The organism is Paenibacillus sp. FSL R7-0345, assembly GCF_038595055.1.
Lineage (GTDB): Bacteria > Bacillota > Bacilli > Paenibacillales > Paenibacillaceae > Paenibacillus_AQ.
The window spans coordinates 483,703-503,573 of record NZ_CP152002.1; the positions used below are offsets into that span (position 1 = coordinate 483,703).

Below are 19,871 nucleotides of genomic sequence, written 5' to 3' on the forward strand. Positions count from 1 at the left end.
GGTTGAGCTTATAAAGGTAATCATTTATAACATTTTAGAAAAGGGGTAAATAGCATGGGCATGAAACGCAAGCCAAAATCTATGGTGCTGCTGCTCTTGGGACTGATGCTCGCGATGACGGCATCAGGCTGCTCAGGCAACAACAATGCCGGAGGCAATGCCAACGCAAATAAGGAGAACACCAATACGGCGGCGGCAACAACCGAGGCTTCGGCCGCACCAACGGCTGCTGCACCGTCGGGAGATGAGCCGGGCTGGCAAAGCGATACTTCACCGATCACCTTTGACTGGTATCTGAATTTCTCCTGGTTTCCAAATAAATGGGGTGTAGACCCGACCTCGCAATATGTAACGAAAAAGACCGGCGTCAACATTAACTTCATCGTGCCTGCCGGTAACGAAAATGAAAAGCTGAATACAATGATTGCTTCCGGCCAGCTGCCTGACTTCATAACCCTCGGCTTCTGGGAAGATGCGATCAAGAAAATGATCGAAGGCGATATGGTGCTGCCGCTCAACAAGCTGGCGGATGAATATGACCCTTACTTCTACAAGGTTTCCGATAAAGATAAGCTCGGCTGGTACACCCAGGAGGACGGCAATGTCTACGGTTATCCGAACTCTTCCTCCTCGCCTGCCGACTATGAAAAGTATGGCGCAAACTATGTATCCAACCAGACCTTCGTAGTCCGCAAGGATATTTACGAAGCGATCGGCAGCCCGGATATGCGCACACCGGAAGGCTTCCTGAACGCCCTCAAAATGGCGCAGGAGAAATTCCCTCAAGTAAACGGCCAGCCGCTTATTCCACTCGGCCTGCATGAGTTTACGGAGAACGGCAATGACTCCCTGGAAGGCTACCTGCAGAATTTCCTGGCGATCCCTTGGGAAAAAGACGGCAAGGTGTATGAACGCGAGACCGATCCGGAGTATGTACGCTGGATGAAAACACTCCGTCAGGCGAATCAGGACGGACTGCTGGCTAAAGACATCTTCATTGACAAGCGCGCTCAAATGGAAGAAAAAATCGCTCAGGGCCGCTACTTTGCAATGCTGTACCAACGTACAGATTTCGCTTCCCAGCTTGGAACGATCTACCAGAAAAATCCTGAGCAGACCTATATTGCTGTTGACGGACCTTCCAATACCGCTCTTGATCAGCCAACCCTGAACGGCCCTGGTATCTCCGGCTGGACAGTGACCCTGATCTCCAAGAACGTAAAAGACAAAGCACGCGCTATCAAATTCCTCAGCTACCTGAACAGTGAGGAAGGAAATAAAGATTTGTACCTGGGTGAAAAAGGCGTCAGCTATGATACAATTGATGGCAAGGACCAGTTCCTGCCTGAAGCATTCGCGCTGATGAACAGCGACCGCGCGGCATTCGACAAGAAATACGGCTCTTCCTTCACGTTCTGGATGATGCAGAACACGAACATTACCGACCAATGGGCTCCTAAATCGGTAGAACCGTTCAAGCAGCTGGAAGACTGGACCCGCGGTAAGGCCATTAACACTTCTGAGTTCCAGCTGATCGATCCTACCGGCAACTCGCCGGAAGGCATTGTCGCTACCAAGCTCAAACAGCTCCGCGGCAAAACGATGCCGAAGCTGCTGATGGCTTCCTCCGATGCCGAGTTCGATGAAATCTGGAGTGACTACCTCGCAAAGAAGGATAAAGAAGGCTTTGCGACCTTCGATGCCTACAGACAGACCAAGTATCAGGAGAACAAAAAGAAACTCGGTATGGAATAGCATAGAATAAGACCCAATTGCCCGCTGACCGCGGGCTTTTGGGTTGTTTGCTTCTATTTAACGCTTTTAATAACAGGTCTGATGCAGCCACGGGAGAGTGCGTATGCGTAAACGGATTAGAGAGCTTTGGAGCTCTTTCAGCTACTGGTGGGGGCGCAGATCGCTGCAGAGCAGGCTGGTGGCGGCCTATATTTTTATCATCCTCGGCCCGAGTCTGCTGGTCTCCGTGTATTCCTTCAGAACGATTAACAATACTTACGTCCGTGATGCCGTGGACAAGAACAATTACCTGCTGCAGATGGAGAAGCTCCACATCGTCAATCAGATTGAGGTGATGGAGCGGGCGGCGCAGATCGCGTATTCCGACTCGGCTGTACGAAGCTATCTCTCGAATGAGAGCGCTCTTACGTTAGGGGAGCTTGTTGATTTTAACAACACAACGTTTGTCAATTTAAGCCGGATTCAGTTGAATAACCCTGGCATCGAGCATCTGCGGCTGTACTCAAACAACGAGAGCATGTATGAGATCTGGCCGATTATTTTGCGCGAAGACCGGGTTTATGGGGAACCGTGGTACCAGGAAGCGCTGAAGCTGGAAGAAAGGGAGCTGTGGGTTTTTCAGAGCAATGATCCTGATGTCATGCAGCGCTACACCAATTTATTGACAGAGGGGCAGCCCAAGGTCTCTCTTCTGCGGGCAATCAGCATTCCGGCGGGCCATCATGTCGGAATGATCCAGGTCGATATGATGCTGAACAATTTTACACCAAAGACCTATACAGATGTGCGCGACAATCAGTCCCAGATGTTCATTGCGGATTCCGGCATGCGGCTGTTTACGCGCAATGACAACTCTTTTACAGAGAACTACACCCAGCTGGAAAAGGCCATTACCGAGCGGCTGAAGCAATACGGGGAGACCGGGGAATGGGATATTCATTACAAGGAGAACGGCAGCTCGTTCATGCTGATTCATACTCCGCTTGAGCGGATCGGCGCTTCGCTGATCAATGTGGTATCCATGGAAGATGTAATGAAGCATATCTCCCAGACCCGCAATCTGCTGATCGGCGCCAACATCGGGTTTATTTTTCTGGTTACGCTGATCGCTTATGTCATGAATGCCTTCATTCTCAAAAAGCTGCGGCTGCTGACCGAAACAATGAAAAAGGTGCGCAAAGGCGAGACCTATACGGGGCTTGCCATCCGCGGAGGCGGGGAGGTCGGGGAGCTGGCGCATCACTTCAACAAGCTGATGAACACGATTAATACACTGGTGGCCCAGGCCGTCCATAAGCAGGCGCTCACGAAGGAGGCCGAGCTGCGCACGCTGCATAATCAGATTGACGCACACTTCCTCTACAATACGCTGGAAAATATTAAAATGCTGGCGGAGATTGAGGATCAGCGGACGATATCCGATGCCTTGACCTGGCTGGGCGGGATGATGCGCTATAACTTTAAATGGACAGGCGAATATGTGAAGCTGCGCGATGAAATCCGCCATATTCAGAATTATATCGAGATTATGAATATCCGCTTTGAACACCCCATCCATCTGGAGTTGAACATAGATCAGGTTTATATGGAAGTCGAAGTGCTGAAAATGTCGCTGCAGCCGATTGTGGAGAACAGTGTGAAGCATGCCTGGAATACCGGCGGGGATGAGCCGGAAGGCCGCTGTATACGTATCGATGTGACCGAATCGGAGGGGGAGCTCTTTATCCTGATCGGTGACAACGGCTGCGGGCTTACGCCGGAGCGGCTGGCCGTCCTGCATGAGAGCATTTATGCCAAAGAAGAGCAGAGCACAGAGTTTTCCGGTGCGGTAACCTCAGGCTATAAAGCCGGAGGTATCGGCCTCAGAAATGTGCATCAGCGGCTGCAGCTGTTCTACGGCGAGGCCTACGGGCTGGAGCTGCAAAGCGAGCCGGGAAAGTGGACTACGGTCTTCATGACGCTGCCTAAAGTACTTTTGACGGGGGATAAAAGAGGATGAAGAAGCTGCTGATCGTCGATGACGAGAAAATGATCCGCCAGGGTCTTAAGGCAATGATTGAACGGGAATATCCTGCGGTTTATACGATTGGGCTGGCAGGCAACGGCCAGGAGGCGCTGGAGCAGTTCCGGCGGGAGCCGGCCGACATCATTATTACCGATATCCGTATGCCCGTAATGGACGGAATCACGCTGCTTGAACATTTATCGGAGGAAGTACTGCCGGACCGGCGTCCGGCCGTGGTCATTCTGAGCGGCCATGATGATTTTGAATATGCCAAAAGCGCGATCCGCCACCGGGTGAAGGACTACCTGCTGAAGCCGATCCGCCGCGAGGAGCTGTTCGGTATCCTCGAGCAAATTCAGCAGGAACGAAAGGCGCAGGAGAGCGGCGCAAGCCGGCAGGCGCTGGAAACCGAGAAATACCGCAAGGAGCTGCGGACCGCCCGCCTCCAGCGCTTGCTGCAGCAGCAGGATGTGCAGCCCGCCCCTGAGCAGCTGGAGGAGCTGGGAAGGCTGCAGCTTCCGTATATGATAGGCGTAGTAAACTATTATTACGGAGATGGTACGCGAATGAACGCGGGTGAGGTGCAGGGACTGCTGGAACGGCTGGCGGGGCCGCTCGAGCAGCAGTTCACCGAGATTCTGACCGACTGGGAAGGGAAGCTGGTCCTTGCAAGCGGGAAGGCTGAACCGTTCCTGAACCTGTACAGAATCGCAGAAACGAAGGAAAATAAAGGGCTGCTGATGGGTGTAAGCGAGCTGACGGGCAACCCGGAGGATGTTCAGGAATGCTATAGACAGGCCTGCCGTGCCCTGCAGTATACGTTTTTGACCCCCCAGTCCGGCTTTATGGAGTACGGGAGTATCCGTGCTGACCGGCTGAGCTTTCCCCTGCCGGAGGAGGAGCTGCGCAAGCTGCTGAATATGCTGGGGACCGAGCGGGAGAAGGAGATTAAGAGCCTGCTGGGGAGTATTTTTCAGACCGAGCATTTGCAGCATCTGGATCTGGCTTACGTGGAGAATGTGGCCCGCAGCATCAACGAACGTGTACTCGATGAGGTGTTCCGGGTGCACGGGGAGGCTTCCGTTGAGGTGCTGAAGCTATACCGTACAGTGGGCAATTTATATAATTACCGCCATTTCCATGACTATTACCGCGCGCTGGAGCATTTGCTGCTCAGTGTAAACGATTATATTATAGGAGTACGGTCTGCACATACCGAGCATGCCGATATGGAAGCGGCGCTGGCTTATATCGAGGAGCATTACGCGCGTCCCTTGAATATGGCGATGGTTAGCAATCATGTGTCGCTCAGCTATTCTTATTTCAGCGAGGCCTTTAAGGCCTATACAGGCGAGAGCTTTGTCATCTATCTCAAAAAAGTGCGTATCCGCCATGCCAAAGAGCTGCTCGCAAGCAGCCGTATGCTGAAGCTGTCGGGGGTGTCGGAGGCCGTCGGATTTGAGAACAGCAAGCAGTTTACCCGTGTATTCAAGGAGCTGGAGGGCATCTCCCCCGGAGAATACCGGATCAAGCTGCTGGGGACAGGCGGTGTAAGGCCGGAGGATAAGGAATTTTATTAAGGAATAGACGTTTGGAGGCAGGTGTCAAAGTGGAAGAAATACAAGGCAATCTGATTACTGTAGAGACGCTTGCGGCTGATTTCCGCAGGCTGGGTGTACAGGAGGGGATGACCCTGCTGCTGCATTCCTCTTTTAAGTCACTGGGCCAGTGGGTAGCCGGCGGCCCCGTGGCTGTTATTCTTGCCCTGGAGGAGGTGCTCGGGACGGAAGGGACCCTCATTATGCCGTCACAGTCCTCTGACCAGACTGATCCTTCCGGCTGGAGCAGGCCGCCCGTTCCGGAAGCATGGTGGCAGACGATTCGCGAGCAGATGCCTCCCTATGATCCGGACCTGACCCCGCTGCGGGGCATGGGCGTTATTGCGGATACGTTCCGCAAGCAGCGCGGGGTCAGGCGGAGCAGCCACCCGATTGATTCCTTTGTAGCCTGGGGGAAACACAGGGATTTCATTATTAACGGGCACGGGCTGGAATTCGCCTTTGGCGAGCAGTCGCCGCTGGCCCGGATCTATGATCTGCAAGGGCATGTGCTGCTGCTGGGCGTAGACAGCCTGAATAACACCTCGCTGCATCTGGCGGAATACCGGGCAGGGTATGCCGGGAAGCAGGAGGTCATTGCCGGCACACCAATGCTGGTTGAGGGGAACCGGCAGTGGGTACAGTTCAGGGACCTGAACTGGGATTCGGAGGATTTTGCGGCGCTTGGCGGGGACTTCGGCCGGGAGACCCGGCTAATCCGGCACGGCAACGTGGCGGCCTCGGCCGCCCAGCTGATGCCGCAGCGGGAGCTGGTGGATTACGGCGTGAAGTGGCTGGAGCGGAAACGGAAGTAGGCGGCGGAGCAGCAGGAGAGCATGGCAGCAGGATAGCTGTGCAAAAGGACTGAAGGGCTGAAGGGCTGAAGGGCTGAAGGGTAGAAGGGCAGCGATCGGGCAGCGGGAAGTCTGACCGCTGGCGGGACAGCTGACCGGTGGACACGTACGGTGGGAGCCGCGATAATTGTCAGGGATCATAGGCAGTCTGCGGGTTTCCAGCACGAACAGCGGTATAATTGAAGAAGTCTGCAGAGGGGCAGCGGCTGGAAGCCCAAATATTTCTGGAGTCACGGCTAATCCTAAAACATAAAAATCACTAGTTCGAACTATATTGCCCAAGGCAGGTTAAAGGAGGAGTTACCTATGGCAACAACTACGGTCTATTTAACCCGGCACGGCCAGACAGAGTGGAATGTGCAGCAGCGGATGCAGGGGCATCAGGACTCGCCGCTTACTCCGCTTGGGGTGCAGCAGGCCGAGTGGCTTGGCAAGGGGCTGCAGGAGGTGCACCTGGATGCGGTGTATGCCAGCTCCAGCCCGCGGACACTGCGGACTGCGGAGATCATTCTGGGAGAACGCAAGATTCCCGTAACCGCCTGCGACGAGTTCAAGGAGCTGTGCATGGGAGGCTGGGAGGGCTGCGAATCCTCAGCAATCAAGCTGGCCGAACCGGAGCAGTTCCGGTATTTCTGGGAAGACCCGGAGAAATTCGGTGTGGAGGGCAGTGAGACCTTCGCCCAGGTGCAGGAGCGGGCGCTGAACAGGCTGCAAGAGATTGTAAGTACCCATGAGGGGCAGACGGTGCTTATTGTGACGCACACAGTTGTAATCAAAGTGTTGATGGCCTACTTTGAAGCACGGCCGATGAACAAGCTGTGGGATCTGCCTTATATTCATCCAACCTGCCTGTGCCGGATCGACATCACGGATGGTGTGCCGGAGATATTGATGCATGGGGACATTAGTCATTACGAGTCCGCTGATGCTGTTATGGAATCGTAGGGATGCAGGCTGTGGCCTCTGAAATTCATTTGTTTCATTCACCCTCTGCGCAGGATAAACACGGAATTAAGTGACATTTTTCCACTTAGCAGCTCCATTCCGGGGAGATTACTCCTAAATAGATGGCGAAATTCCACTTAGGTAGATCAGCAAGGCCCCGGTAGGCTTATTTTCATGAAGCTGGATAGCTTTAGAATGCATTAATAGCTGTAACAGCAGGCAGTGCCCGTACACGGCACTGCCTGTTTGTGCTGCTTATTTGGCATGCTGTACCCGGCTTGCAGCCGGAACGCCCAATCGGGCTCCGGCCGCAAGCTGTGTCAGATCACCGTCCAGTGCCTTCAGGCCGGGGAGCAGCGCCGCAAGTCCGGCGCAGATGACCGGCAGCAGCCCGGCGGCCACGAACAACGCCGGAACCCCGTAGAATTCGGCAACCGCCCCGCCGGCCAAAGCGCCAAGCGGCTGCAGTCCGCCGCCGATCAGGAAGCGGATGGAATTCACCCGGCCCTGGTGGCTTGCCGGGACCAGTTGCCCGTGAAGAGCGGAGCTCAGGGAGCCGAAGAACGGTCCGAAGACGCCAGCCATGAATGCCGCAGCAAGGGCGAACGGATAGCTTGGAATGAGCCCCCACAAAGCGGTGACCAGCCCGATTCCGATCAGGCTGCCGAGCATGAAGGGCCGTCTGCGTCTGATCTCACCGATCAGCGAGACGATACTGATTCCGCTCAGGTAACCAAGCGCCGATGCCGTACCCAGGGAGCCCAGTGCGGCCGCATCACGGTGCAGCACTTCACGGACATAGGGGACCATCATGGTCCAGATGGCAACCGAGCTGAGATTGCTGACGGAGACCAGAACCATAATAGTCAGCATGGCCGGGAATTGCCTATAAAAGCTGAATCCTTCGGCGATTTCTCCCAGGTATTCCTGAAGGGAGAAGCGGCCGGCTACTTCCCGGGGCTTTGCCAGCTTCGGCAGGCTGAACAGAGTGGCAATGGCGGCTGAATAGCACAGCGCATTGATGCCCAGAGCCGGCAGCGCACCGCTGGATGCGGTCAGCACGCCGGCCAGCGCCGGCCCGAGCAGGACGGCGGCGCCCTTGCAGCCTTCGATGATTGCAAAGGCCCGCATCAGCTTGCGGTCGCCGGCTATGCCGGGGACGACGGCGGTTGCAGTCGGCAAAAACAACGCAGAGCAGGCACCGCTGAGCATTGCTGCAGCGAAGAGATGCCAGAGCTGCAGCTGGCCTAGAAGCCCCATGCCGAGCGGCAGGAGGATGGCCAGCAGCCGGAACGATCCGAGGCAGGCCATCAGGCGCACACGGTTCAGCCGGTCGGAGAGCGGAGATCCCAGCAGCCGGATGAGGAGCTCCGGAATGCCGGAGGCGAGCACAAGCGCACCCATGGCCAGCTTGGAGCCGGTCAGCTCATAGACCAGCCATTCCATGGCCAGGAGTCCGAAGGTATCGCCGAAGGTGCTTAAGGATATAGTCGCCAAAAGCCCGTAGTAACTGTTTTTTTGTTTGAACACGTGTAAATCTCCTTCCTTTCCTGATCCGGATCAGCTCTCCAGATACTTCCCGATTTGCTCCGGCAGCGCCTGCAGTGCCTCCAGCCGCAGGCTGTAAGAGGCCGTTTTGCCAGTGCTGTGGACGATGACCAGTCCGGCGGCGCGCAAGGCGATCAGATGGTAATGGATCGTGCTTTTGGACAGGCCCACCTGTTTGACGATTTCAGTGAAGCTCAGCTGCCGGCTGGTCAGCAGCCGGAGGATATACAGCCGCGTCTCATCGGACAGCGCCCGGGTAAGCCGCAGAAGCGCCGCAGGGGGACGTCCTTCCTCCGGAGGAAGCACATCACAAGAGTAGCTGGTGAACACAAACTCATCATAAAAAGCTGTAGTAACGAGCGGCCGGGGATGATATTGGGGAATAAGAATGACCTGCTTCAGCTGCTCTGCCGGATACAGGCGCATGCCGGCAGTTGCCTGTTCATAAACCTCCATGTCATTCCCGCCGCCGAGCGTCTTTCTCCGGCTGTCTGCTTCGCTCTGCAGTCCCGCAAGAATCCGCGGATCAATACCGCTGAAATAGCGGGCATCCCATTCGCGCAGCATCTCTGCCGCTCTACTGCGCAGCTCAGGAAGATTGGCAGGGACGGATTGGCCGAAACGTCCGGAAATCTCAAATAACTCCCCTGTTGTCAGCTCCTCAAACCAGCTTAGAAATCCGCTGACCGTCCGCTCACCCGGACAGCTCCAGATATAGGGATTCAAATTGAAATCCTCAGACAGGCTGATAACCTCCCGCATCTTCTGAAGCTGTACCGGGGCGAACCGGTCTTGCACTTCACGGACCCATAGCTTACCGGCATCCATGGCATTATGATTCTGTTTGTATAGAAAAGCGTTCAGACTGGCGATACATTCATACATAGGTGCAAAATCGACTTCAATACAGTAGCCCATAGGGAGTTCCTCATTTCAAAAGGTAGGGTAGATAATACATTTACTACTTGTTCTATAAATATAGAACTAAACCATGGTTTTATTATATGCGAACTAAAATGATTATTCAAGCGATAAGAATACATTTGATGCATTCGTCTGCAGCAGATTTTAAAGCCAACTTTTTAATCATTGTCACAAAACGCAGCTTTTTCAGTTATATAGGCATAGAGAGGGGGGAGTTTATGAAGGAGCCGGCACATACCGGGAGAAACAACCGGGAAGAGGAGGCGCTAGTAGTCATCGTGGAGCAGGTCCGGCAAGGCGATGTGCAGGCCTACAGCCTCATTATTGAGCATTTTCAGCGGTCAATTTATTTGTACTGCTATTATCTGCTGGGAAGCCGGGAGGAGGCGGAGGATGCCGCGCAGGATATTTTTCTTAAGGCGCTGGAGCATATCGGCGGTTTCCGGCACACCGTCTCTTTCTCTGCATGGTTGTACAGGATTGCGCGAAACCACTGTACAGACCTGCTTAAAAAGCGGAGTAAAGGCTTCAAACTGTTCGCCATGTACAGGCAGCAGGCTGAGACCGAGGGAACCGGGCCCGCGCTTACAGACAAGGTTCATGAGCTGCTGGCCCGGCTGAATCCTGAGGAACGGCAGATTTTGCTGCTGCGGGCGCTCGAGCAGTACAATTTTGAACAGATAGCGGTTATTGTAGGCATGAATCCGGCCAGAGTCCGCAAGAAATATGAGCGTCTGCGGGACAAGCTGGGCCGGCCAAAAAAGAAGGGGGAGATCAGGTTTGGTGAACCGCACAGTGATAGAGGATAGTGAATTGGGCCGGCTTGAGCAGATGATCCGGGACACTCCTGCTGAGATTGATCTGACCCGCGGGGTTATGGACCGGTATGACCAGAAGCGGAGGCAGGTGAGCCGGGAGGCAGCGTCAGGGCGGCGGGGATGGCGGAAGCCAGCTGCAGCGGTGGCGGCGGCTGTACTGATCATGGCTACTGCAGCAGGAACCGGACTGATTTCTCCGGCGGCGGCAGAAGCATTGCGGCAGATTCCCGGAATGGAGCGGGTATTTCAGCTGGCCGGGGACCTCGGGCTGCGGGCTGCGGATGAGCAGGGCCTGTATAACAGTCTGGTAGTAAGTGATACGCATGGCGGTGTCAGCGTGGCTGCGACGGCGGTGGCTTTTGACGGGATAAGGGTCTCGGTCGGTCTTGAGCTGACAGCCCCGGCATCCGCCTCCGGAGCAGAGTCGCAGCCGGAATCCTTGCAGGAAGCCATGACTGACGTTGAGCTGTCGGTTAACGGGCAGCCGCTGAACGACTACGCTCCTTATGGCAGCAGCATCGGCCTTTTCCTTTTCCCGATTCCGGATAGTGATAAGCTGGTGCTGGAATTTTCGGATCTGCGCAATCAGGGCGGGCAGGCGTTTCCGCAGCAGTTCGCGCTTGGCTTACATTTTAAAATGGTCGGGGTAGAGGAGCCTTTCCTGCTTGATATACCGGTAGAGCTGAACACCCGGGACAATCTGGTGCTGGCACCCGCGGCTGCACAGCATTACGGGAATATCACGATGCAGGTGGACAAGGTTGAGCTGACACCGGTGACAACCAATATAACGACCCGGCTGGAGCTGGACGGCATGACGATATCCGAAATGCACAGCAGCGGCGGCAGTATCGGATACGATCTGTTTGATGATCAGGGGAACAAAATCCCGATGCTGTCAGGAAACGGGACGAGCGCTACGGGCGGCAATGTGTTAATTGAGGACTCAAGGTTCGCGCCACTGGCGTCTGTACCGCAGTCAATAACCATAAAACCGTATCATTTTGTATACAAAGCGAACAGTATCAGTGAATTTCAGCTCGATGCCCAGGGGAAAGTGAAGGTCGAGTATATTCCGGAATTAGAAGCTACTGTACCGGTAGCAGCGGCTAAATAATATTTTTGCGTCAAAAAAAAGAGGCGGCCCCCGCCGGATGTTATCGACATCCGGGTGGACCGCCTCTTTAAATGGAGTTACAAGGGTTTAGTTGATAAAGCCAAGCGCCAGCAGGGTTTTCTCCAGCATTGTAGCAGCTTCCGCGCGGGTTGCTGATTTCTGCGGAGCGAACGAGCCGTCCGGCTGACCCTGGATGATGCCCTCAGCAGCAATTTCAGCTACAGCTGCCTGAGACCAGGCAGGAAGGGCAGCGGCATCGCTGAATTTGGCCAGCGCCGCAGGATCATTGTTCAGTGACTTGCCGGTATACTTCATGGCTTTGGACAGGATTGCAGCCATCTCCTGACGGGTGATCGGGCTGTCCGGCTTGAAGCTGCCGTCTGTATAGCCGGTGATCAGCCCCGCAGCAGCCGCTGTGTATACAGCATCCGCATACCATGCACCTGCATTGACATCACTGAAGGTAGTGCCGCTGCTTGCTGTTGCCAGACCGAGCGAGCGGGTAATCAGGGCGGCGAATTCTGCGCGGGTCACCGATTGTGAAGGTGAGAAGGCAGTATCGCTTGTTCCGGTGATAATCAGCTTGGACGCCAGCAGATCAATCGCTGATTTTGCCCAGTGGCTGGTGATATCTCCGAATGTCTTGCTGGACTGGACAACAGTGTAATAGCTGTTGCTGTTACGTTTGATCGTAACTTCCGTAGTTCCGTCGGCCAGGGTAGTGATTACGGAAGGCACGAACGAGAGCTTACCGGTTACCGGATCATAGGAGACAGCAGTTGCATTGTCCGGATTTAATCCTTGAGTTGCTTTAATCGTGCGGCTTACGTAGGTGCTGCCGAAGCTGTTCAGCGGTACGCTGTTATTACCGGCCTGAGCGGAAATGGAGAACTCAATTACCGGTGCTGCCAGAGTAACCGAACCTGCTTGTGCAGCTACTGCCTGATTCACACTGCCCAGCACAGCGGTGCTGGCTGGCAGAATGGATACAGTGATCGTAAAGTCGTTTGTGCCGAGTTGTGCGGCAAGTGCAGTTCCGTTCACAACGCCGAGCGGAAGCGAGTAAGAAGCTCCGTTTGTTGTAGTAAAGGTAATCACTGCTGCCGGATTAGCTGCGGCCTGCTGAATCAATACGCTGGCTGGAAGTACAGCCTGTGCTCCGCCTGTTGTAGAAGTCAGCGGGATGACCAGTTCATTGCTGCCTGCAGGCAGTGCAGCAAACTGGGCTGTCAGTGTCGCAGTTGCAATGGTTGTTACCTGCGCAGCAGCCGGTGGTGCCGGTGTAGCTGTTGCTGTCGCAGTAGGTGCTGCTGTTGCCACTGGTCCACCACCGTTATTGCCCGGCGTTGGAGTCGGCGTAGGTGTAGGTGTAGGCGTTGCACCCTTCAGATCCTTAATGCGTCCTTCTGTACCGATGTTCACTGTCTTCAGCTGTGCCAGATAGTCTGTGAAGACTTCATAATCCGGCAGGTACAGCTCGTAATAACGTCCGTCTGCCTTTGCAGCTGCCAGGGAACGGTAGAAGTCACCGCCGCCTGCCATAAAGGAGTTGGTGGACAGGATGTAGTAAGCCTTAGGGTCGATGGCGGTGTAGCTGCCGTCAGCCTGCTTGATGTCTACAGAGACGATGCGCTCGCCGGCCTGTTCAACAACATTGGTTGTAGCATTAACGATTTCCGCTTTTTTGGTGGAATCGTAAGTGTAACGCATGCCTGAGACTTGAGCGAAACGTCCCTGGTCACTTTCCAGTCCGCTGACGCCGTTCTCCAGAGCAGCGATAATTTCCTGTCCGGTTACTTTCAGGGCAACCAGGCTGTTGGAGAATGGCATTACAGTCAATACTTCACCAAGGGTGATTTCGCCCTGATCAATACCGGCGCGGATACCGCCGCCGTTCTGAATGGCTACGTAGCCTTTGATGGAGGACTGCTCAGATTCAGGGATCAGCTTGCTTACAAGTTCCTTGGCCTTGACGTTGATACCGTCGGCAATCAGGTTCCCGAGGTTGGTCTCTTCATTACGGACCACACGGGTCAGCTTGCCGTTGATCATCCGGTCATAGACCAGCGGAACTGCAGTGTCGCCGACTTTGGTCTGACGGATTTCTGCCAGCTGAACATCATACTTGGCCAGCATTTCTTTGGCCGCAGCGTCCTCAGCATATTTTGTCGTATCGATCAGCTTACCGTCATACTTCGTAATTACGCCCTCATCGTCGAAATTGACATCGAGCTCACCGAGATACGTGCCGTATTCACCGGTCTGTACAATCAGTGTAGGCTCAGTGTTTTCGTTGAAGACGACCGGAGCATCCAGCTTGGTGTGGGTGTGGCCGCCGACGATCACGTCGATGCCCGGAACCTCTACAGCCAGCTTCTGGTCAACATTGTAACCCAGGTGGGATACAGCGATGATCTTGTTGATACCCAATGTCTGCAGGGACTTCACTGCGTTTTCGGCGCTGGTTTTGTAATCCTTGAAGGCGATGTTGTTGCCCGGAGAGGACAATCCAACGGTATCTTCTGTAGTCAGAGCGAAGATCCCGATTTTCTCACCGTCTACTTCTTTAATTACAGCAGGGTAGATATGACTGTCTTCCACCGGAGTAGCGTTATCCGAACCGCCAACCTTGTTAACAAAGATATCCTTCAGCTCGTTCTCTTTCGAAGTAAAGTCGATATTCGAGCTGATGAACGGGAAATCGGCCGCGTCGATGAAGGTTCTGAGTGTCGGCAGGCCTTTATCAAACTCATGGTTCCCGAAGGTCATGGCATCATAGCCGATGTAATTCATAAATTCCAGATCGGCAAGACCTTCAAACTTAGTGAAATAGAGCGTGCCGGAGAATACATCCCCTGCATCAAGCAGGATGGAGTTGCCGGTGCGTTCCTGTTTGATTGCCGTCATCCGTTTAACAACGGTTTCCAGATGGCTGTGTGTATCATTCGTGTGCAGTACTCTTAGCGAGAAGTCCTTCTCTGGAGCAGCACCCTTCAGATCCGTAATGCGTCCTTCTGTACCGATGTTTACTGTTTTGAGCTGCTTCAGATAGTCTGTGAAGACTTCATAGTCCGGCAGGTACAGCTCGTAGTAACGTCCGTCTGCCTTCGCAGCTGCCAGGGAACGGTAGAAGTCACCGCCGCCTGCCATGAAGGAGTTGGTGGACAGGATGTAGTAAGCCTTAGGGTCGATGGCAGTGTAGCTGCCGTCTGCCTGCTTAATGTCTACAGAGACGATGCGCTCGCCGGCCTGTTCAACAACATTGGTTGTAGCATTAACGATTTCCGCTTTTTTGGTGGAATCGTAAGTGTAACGCATGCCTGAGACTTGAGCGAAACGTCCCTGGTCACTTTCCAGTCCGCTGACGCCGTTCTCCAGAGCAGCGATAATTTCCTGTCCGGTTACTTTCAGGGCAACCAGGCTGTTGGAGAATGGCATTACAGTCAATACTTCACCAAGGGTGATTTCGCCCTGATCAATACCGGCGCGGATACCGCCGCCGTTCTGAATGGCTACGTAGCCTTTGATGGAGGACTGCTCGGATTCAGGGATCAGCTTGCTTACAAGTTCCTTGGCCTTGACGTTAATACCGTCGGCAATCAGGTTCCCGAGGTTGGTCTCTTCATTACGGACCACACGGGTCAGCTTGCCGTTGATCATCCGGTCATAGACCAGCGGAACCGCAGTGTCGCCGACTTTGGTCTGACGGATTTCTGCCAGCTGAACATCATACTTGGCCAGCATTTCTTTGGCCGTAGCGTCCTCAGCATATTTTGTCGTATCGATCAGCTTACCATTGTAGGTTGTGATTACACCCTCGTCGTCGAAATTGACATCGAGCTCGCCGAGGTACGTGCCGTATTCACCGGTCTGTACAATCAGTGTAGGCTCAGTGTTTTCGTTGAAGATAACCGATTTATCCAGCTTGGTGTGGGTGTGGCCGCCGACGATCACGTCGATGCCCGGAACCTCAACAGCCAGCTTCTGGTCTACATTGTAGCCCAGGTGGGACACAGCGATGATCTTGTTGATACCCAGTGCCTGCAGGGATTTCACAGTGTTGTCGGCGCTGGTTTTGTAATCCTTGAAGGCAATGTTGTCGCCTGGTGAGGACAGCCCTACCGTATCTTCAGTAGTCAACGCGAAGATCCCGATTTTCTCGCCATATACCTCTTTAATTACGGACGGATAGATATGTCCGTCTTGGACTGGAGTATCTTTATCCGAACCTCCAACCTTGTTAACAAAAATATCCTTCAGCTCGTTTTCTTTGGTTGTGAAATCAATGTTGGAGCTGATGAACGGGAATTCCGCTTCATCGATGAAGGTTCTCAGTGTTGGCAGCCCCTTATCGAATTCGTGGTTCCCGAAAGTCATGGCATCGTAGCCGATATAGTTCATAAATTCCAGATCGGCAAGACCTTCAAACTTAGTGAAATAGAGCGTGCCGGAGAATACATCCCCTGCATCGAGCAGGATGGAGTTGCCGGTGCGTTCCTGTTTGATTGCCGTCATCCGTTTAACAACGGTTTCCAGATGGCTGTGTGTATCATTCGTGTGCAGGACTCTCAGGGAGAAGTCTGCATTCAGGTCAAGCTGTGCCAGAACCGGATCATGGTCGGAAACTCTTCCGCGTGATTCCGGGAAATCGGCATTCAGATGCACGACATCAATCTCGGCGGACGCTGTCAGGTTTTTACTTACCAGCAGATGGTCCAGCACCTGAGAGTTGCCGTCGTACGTGTAAGTGTAGCGTTCGTTCAGCGGCAGCTTGTCGATCAGATTATCGAGCTCGTTGCCTTTAAGAATGGTTGCTGTCTGAGTGAACTGGAAATCGTTAAGATCGCCAAGAGCAACGATGTTCGCAGCAGGATTAGCTGTCAGAACCTCTTTTACAAAACCGTTCACTACTGCAGCAATGTTATGCCGCTGGGTCTCACTTGAAAGCACAGGGGGCTGTACATTTCCGAAAGGACCGTTATCGCCGGATTTGGAGTTGAAGTGGTTGGCGATGACAATAACTTTTTCACCGTTAAATTCAAACTGGGCCGCAAGCGGTTTACGCGAGCTGGCAAAAGCACTGTTAGCCGGGTCGATTCTTCCCGGATTGTAAGTCAGCTCGTCAGCAGTGACGTCGTAGCCGACAGCCTGTGTAGCAGAACCTTTTTGGCCGTTGATGCTGTCAGCCAGTTTAACTCTTGCGGCATTATAGAGGAAGCCGACCCGGATATTTCCGCCCGGAGCCCCGCCGTCCGCGTTATTTACCGGAGCAATATCTACATACGTGTAAGCCGGGCCTCCAGCTGCCTGGATCGCCTGAATCAGCTCGGCTGCACTGGCTTCAACGTTACCGTTGTTGCCTTCACCATCGCTGTCCTGCATTTCAACAACGCTGATGATGTCCGGTTTTTTCATATTTACTGTAATGGATTCGGCCAGCTTCTGGATCTTTGCTGTTCCTACGCCCGGATAGTAGTTCTCAATGTTGTAGGAAGCAATCAGCAGCTTGTCTTCGTCTACAGTGATCGTTGAGGTTTCTTGCTTGAACGTGCTTGTTGTGATACCCGGCAGGCTTCCGTTACCCGGAATAACCTTGTAATTACCGTTGTTGTAGCCAATTACACCTGTAATATCACCATTGAATTTGTCGCCTGTACCGACTTCCTGTCCGGGATCGCCATAAGCAATCAGGAGGCGCTGCGGATTCAGGTTATCCAATCCTTTCAGGACAAGTCCTCCGGCTGGAGTTACGACGTCCTGAGGTGTATTTTCTACTCTTACAGGGATGTTATAAAGCAATGAATTCCCGCCGCCGCTGGTCCAGTAAGGACTGATAATGGTCGGGCTTGGCAGGGTAACGCGCATGCCTTCAAGGGATTCGTAGAAATCAACCGCATCTTCAGAAGGCTGGAACACTGTCAGACCGTCATTATCGATGATGGAGTCCGGAATAACCCGTCCGCCTGCGCCAAGCACTACAGCTGCCGGCAGTTCTACATCCTTCGCAATGGTCTTGATGGAGCTGAGCGTAATTTGGGTGGAAGTCAGGTTGCTGCTGCTTCCTTCATTGTACTCGGAGACAAGACCCGTAACCGCCACATGATCCCCGATTGCAGGCTTCAGGCTGGCATTGGTGCTGTATACGAAAATCCCTTCCGAGGTGTTGATGTTGTTGTCAGGCTTAGGATCCTGGATGAAAAAGCCTTTATAATTGCCGTTTGCAAACGTGTATCCAAGCTCTGTAACGATACCCTCTACATCCGTAACCGTCTGTCCGGCAAAGCTGGAGGTATGGGATTCGCCCTGAATGTCATGGATACGCGGCTGTCCTGAAGCTTTGTATTCAAAAGTGTAGACTTTGCTGGTCTGGCCGCCCAGTACGGCAACTGCCTTGATCACAATGTCTTTGTCGACAGTGATTGGTGCTGTATACAGCGGGCTTGCTGCTGTCGGTGTAGCACCGTCAAGGGTAAAGTGTACTGTTGCGCCTTCAGTAGGGCTGGAGAGCGTAACCTGTCCGCCAATGATGATTGGACCCGCACCCGGGCTGGCAATGACGGAGAACAGCTCCTCTACCAGACTTTCGGCACCCAGCGGAATGAGCTGATAAGTCGAGTTAAATTGCTCAATTACACCTGTAATCTGGTCAAAATGCTTACCTGCCGCCAGCTGGGAAAGGCCGGAGTAGATAGTGAATGTCTGATTGCCCTGGCTGGCAATGACAGTACTTCCGTCTTTACTGTTGATGGTTACATCCTTGAGCGTGACGAGCTGAGCTTCATGAGCTTCACCGTTAGCGGATGAAAGATCTGCAGCGGTGATCAGCTTGGGAGCCGGAACACCTGCATTTGCAGTGATTACCTTATAAGTGAGGCCGGTAACCGGTTTGAGCTCCTGCAGGTTGCTATAGATATCCATAGCGCCTTGAACGTCTACGAGGTCTCCAACTTCAGCAAATGCCGGGAAACCGTACAGCACGATGGCTGCATCCTTGTCCTGGATGTACATTTTAGCGCCGTCGATGCGGGTTACAACGCCTTCAGTCCACACATTGTCGCCTTTTTCCGCAGGTCTTACAGCGGCGATATCCTGTTTCGTCAGGATGGTGTAGTCAAAAGTGGATACCGCGCTGTACACCTCTTCTGCGACAGAGGCATAGGCCTTAATCGTCGTCGGCGCGCTCAGCTGGATAGGTCCGCCGACCGGCAAGTAGGCGGCTGGAGCGTTGTCTATGTAAACTGCAGCATAGACCGAAGCGCCTACTGTGGCGGTGTTAAGGGATACAGTAGTACCCGCTGGCCAGGCGTTTGGCGCTGGTGAAGCGGTTACGGCTTCTACAGCCTGCTTGATGCCGTAGCTGCTGTTGCGCGGGTCGGGAGTTTGGACTACAAAGTCGTTAGCGTTGTTGTCCGTGTCCAGGCCGCGGCTGTCAGCCGGAGCACTGTCGGCAGCTTTGCGGATAGCGGCAGTGATATTGCTAAGGGCTTTGGTAGCAGTTCCCTCAACATTGGTGGCTGTTCCATAGCCGACCAGATCAACTGTTACATCAGCGTTGTTTACTAGGTCAACTTTCCCGTTTGTTCCGCCCATCAGTATTGTTCCGGTCACATCAGGGGTCGGAAGATTCTTGGTGCCATTATCACCGGCAGCTTCCTGAATCAGGAAGTACCCGTTGGCAGCGATTGTTCCGGTTAACGGAGTGATATTGGAGGTTTGCGAAAAATTGCCTGTCGCGCTGGCATATCGAACCTTCCATCCGTCGAGGTTTACCGCCTTATCAGTAGGATTGTATAATTCAATGAAATCGTTCTTAAGTTCTGCGGCGTTGCTGCCAGTACCGTTGCCGCCACCGCCGTAAACCTGTGAGATTACAATATTACTGTTATCTGTTGCTGCCTGTGCAACTTGTCCGGCAGGCATTACGATGCCGATCAGCATCAGCATTGCCAGTCCTGCGGACAGCCATTTCTGCATCCTGTGAGAAATAACCATTACTCTAAACCCACTCCTCTCAAAACTATGATTTACAACCTAGTAAGTGTAACATCCGTTTGTTAAATGAAAGGTTGTCTCACATGAATATATATTAATTCTGTATTAAATAAAATTAAAAGGCCGAAAGTTTATATATAATGCACAAAAACAAAGGGATATGTAGTGAAAATCTATGAATGCTCATACTATTTTTCATTCAGAATTAAAATGAAATCAATGATTTTGTAAACTTAATGTTATGATCATGTAATTTGTATGTGAAAATATATGTTGGATTTGATGTTTGGAGTGTAAACGGCGGAACCTTATATT

General features: G+C 53.2%; 10 protein-coding genes. 7 read left to right on the forward strand and 3 right to left on the reverse strand.

Annotated features, from left to right (window positions below):
• Positions 1–54 precede the first annotated feature (54 nt).
• The 5 genes from NST84_RS02115 (at position 55) to NST84_RS02135 (ending at position 7,157) form a co-directional block, all read left to right on the forward strand.
• The gene (locus NST84_RS02115) at positions 55–1,755 is read left to right on the forward strand and encodes an extracellular solute-binding protein (protein WP_342564023.1); all 1,701 of its coding nucleotides are present in this window, start codon (positions 55–57) and stop codon (positions 1,753–1,755) included.
• A 103-nt stretch (positions 1,756–1,858) separates the two neighbouring features.
• Positions 1,859–3,754 (forward strand): histidine kinase, encoded by a 1,896-nt coding sequence (locus tag NST84_RS02120; RefSeq protein ID WP_342564024.1) that lies wholly within the window; start codon positions 1,859–1,861, stop codon positions 3,752–3,754.
• The gene (locus NST84_RS02125) at positions 3,751–5,340 is read left to right on the forward strand and encodes a response regulator (RefSeq protein ID WP_342564025.1); all 1,590 of its coding nucleotides are present in this window, start codon (positions 3,751–3,753) and stop codon (positions 5,338–5,340) included. The genes NST84_RS02120 and NST84_RS02125 overlap by 4 nt, the downstream gene beginning before the upstream one ends.
• Positions 5,341–5,369: 29 nt before the next feature.
• Complete coding sequence (locus NST84_RS02130; RefSeq protein ID WP_342564026.1) at positions 5,370–6,173, forward strand: AAC(3) family N-acetyltransferase; 804 nt, start codon at positions 5,370–5,372, stop codon at positions 6,171–6,173.
• Between the two features lie 345 nt (positions 6,174–6,518).
• A complete protein-coding gene (locus NST84_RS02135) occupies positions 6,519–7,157 on the forward strand; it encodes a histidine phosphatase family protein (protein WP_342564027.1) in 639 nt (212 codons plus the stop codon).
• A gap of 255 nt (positions 7,158–7,412) precedes the next feature.
• Here the strand turns inward: NST84_RS02135 and NST84_RS02140 are convergent, their stop codons facing one another.
• Complete coding sequence (locus NST84_RS02140; RefSeq protein WP_342564028.1) at positions 7,413–8,687, reverse strand: MFS transporter; 1,275 nt, start codon at positions 8,685–8,687, stop codon at positions 7,413–7,415.
• Between the two features lie 30 nt (positions 8,688–8,717).
• Positions 8,718–9,623 carry a winged helix-turn-helix domain-containing protein gene (locus NST84_RS02145; RefSeq protein ID WP_342564029.1) on the reverse strand — a complete coding sequence of 302 codons (906 nt, stop codon included), beginning with the start codon at positions 9,621–9,623 and terminating at the stop codon, positions 8,718–8,720.
• A gap of 224 nt (positions 9,624–9,847) precedes the next feature.
• Between NST84_RS02145 and NST84_RS02150 the strand changes: the two genes are divergently transcribed.
• Positions 9,848–10,438: a sigma-70 family RNA polymerase sigma factor gene (locus tag NST84_RS02150; RefSeq protein ID WP_342564030.1), complete on the forward strand. Its 591-nt coding sequence runs from the start codon at positions 9,848–9,850 to the stop codon at positions 10,436–10,438.
• Positions 10,413–11,564, forward strand: coding sequence for a DUF4179 domain-containing protein (locus NST84_RS02155; protein ID WP_342564031.1), 1,152 nt, complete (start codon positions 10,413–10,415; stop codon positions 11,562–11,564). Before NST84_RS02150 ends, NST84_RS02155 begins: the two co-directional genes overlap by 26 nt.
• A gap of 87 nt (positions 11,565–11,651) precedes the next feature.
• Here NST84_RS02155 and NST84_RS02160 read toward each other — a convergent pair whose 3' ends face one another.
• The gene (locus tag NST84_RS02160) at positions 11,652–19,538 is read right to left on the reverse strand and encodes a 5'-nucleotidase C-terminal domain-containing protein (protein WP_342564032.1); all 7,887 of its coding nucleotides are present in this window, start codon (positions 19,536–19,538) and stop codon (positions 11,652–11,654) included.
• Positions 19,539–19,871 lie beyond the last annotated feature (333 nt).

Coding starts and splice junctions, on each gene's coding strand:
- NST84_RS02150 (WP_342564030.1), top strand. CDS start 9,848: ATGAAGGAGCCGGCACATACCGGGAGAAACAACCGGGAAGAGGAGGCG.
- NST84_RS02160 (WP_342564032.1), bottom strand. CDS start 19,538: ATGCAGAAATGGCTGTCCGCAGGACTGGCAATGCTGATGCTGATCGGC.
- NST84_RS02120 (WP_342564024.1), top strand. CDS start 1,859: ATGCGTAAACGGATTAGAGAGCTTTGGAGCTCTTTCAGCTACTGGTGG.
- NST84_RS02115 (WP_342564023.1), top strand. CDS start 55: ATGGGCATGAAACGCAAGCCAAAATCTATGGTGCTGCTGCTCTTGGGA.
- NST84_RS02135 (WP_342564027.1), top strand. CDS start 6,519: ATGGCAACAACTACGGTCTATTTAACCCGGCACGGCCAGACAGAGTGG.
- NST84_RS02125 (WP_342564025.1), top strand. CDS start 3,751: ATGAAGAAGCTGCTGATCGTCGATGACGAGAAAATGATCCGCCAGGGT.
- NST84_RS02145 (WP_342564029.1), bottom strand. CDS start 9,623: ATGGGCTACTGTATTGAAGTCGATTTTGCACCTATGTATGAATGTATC.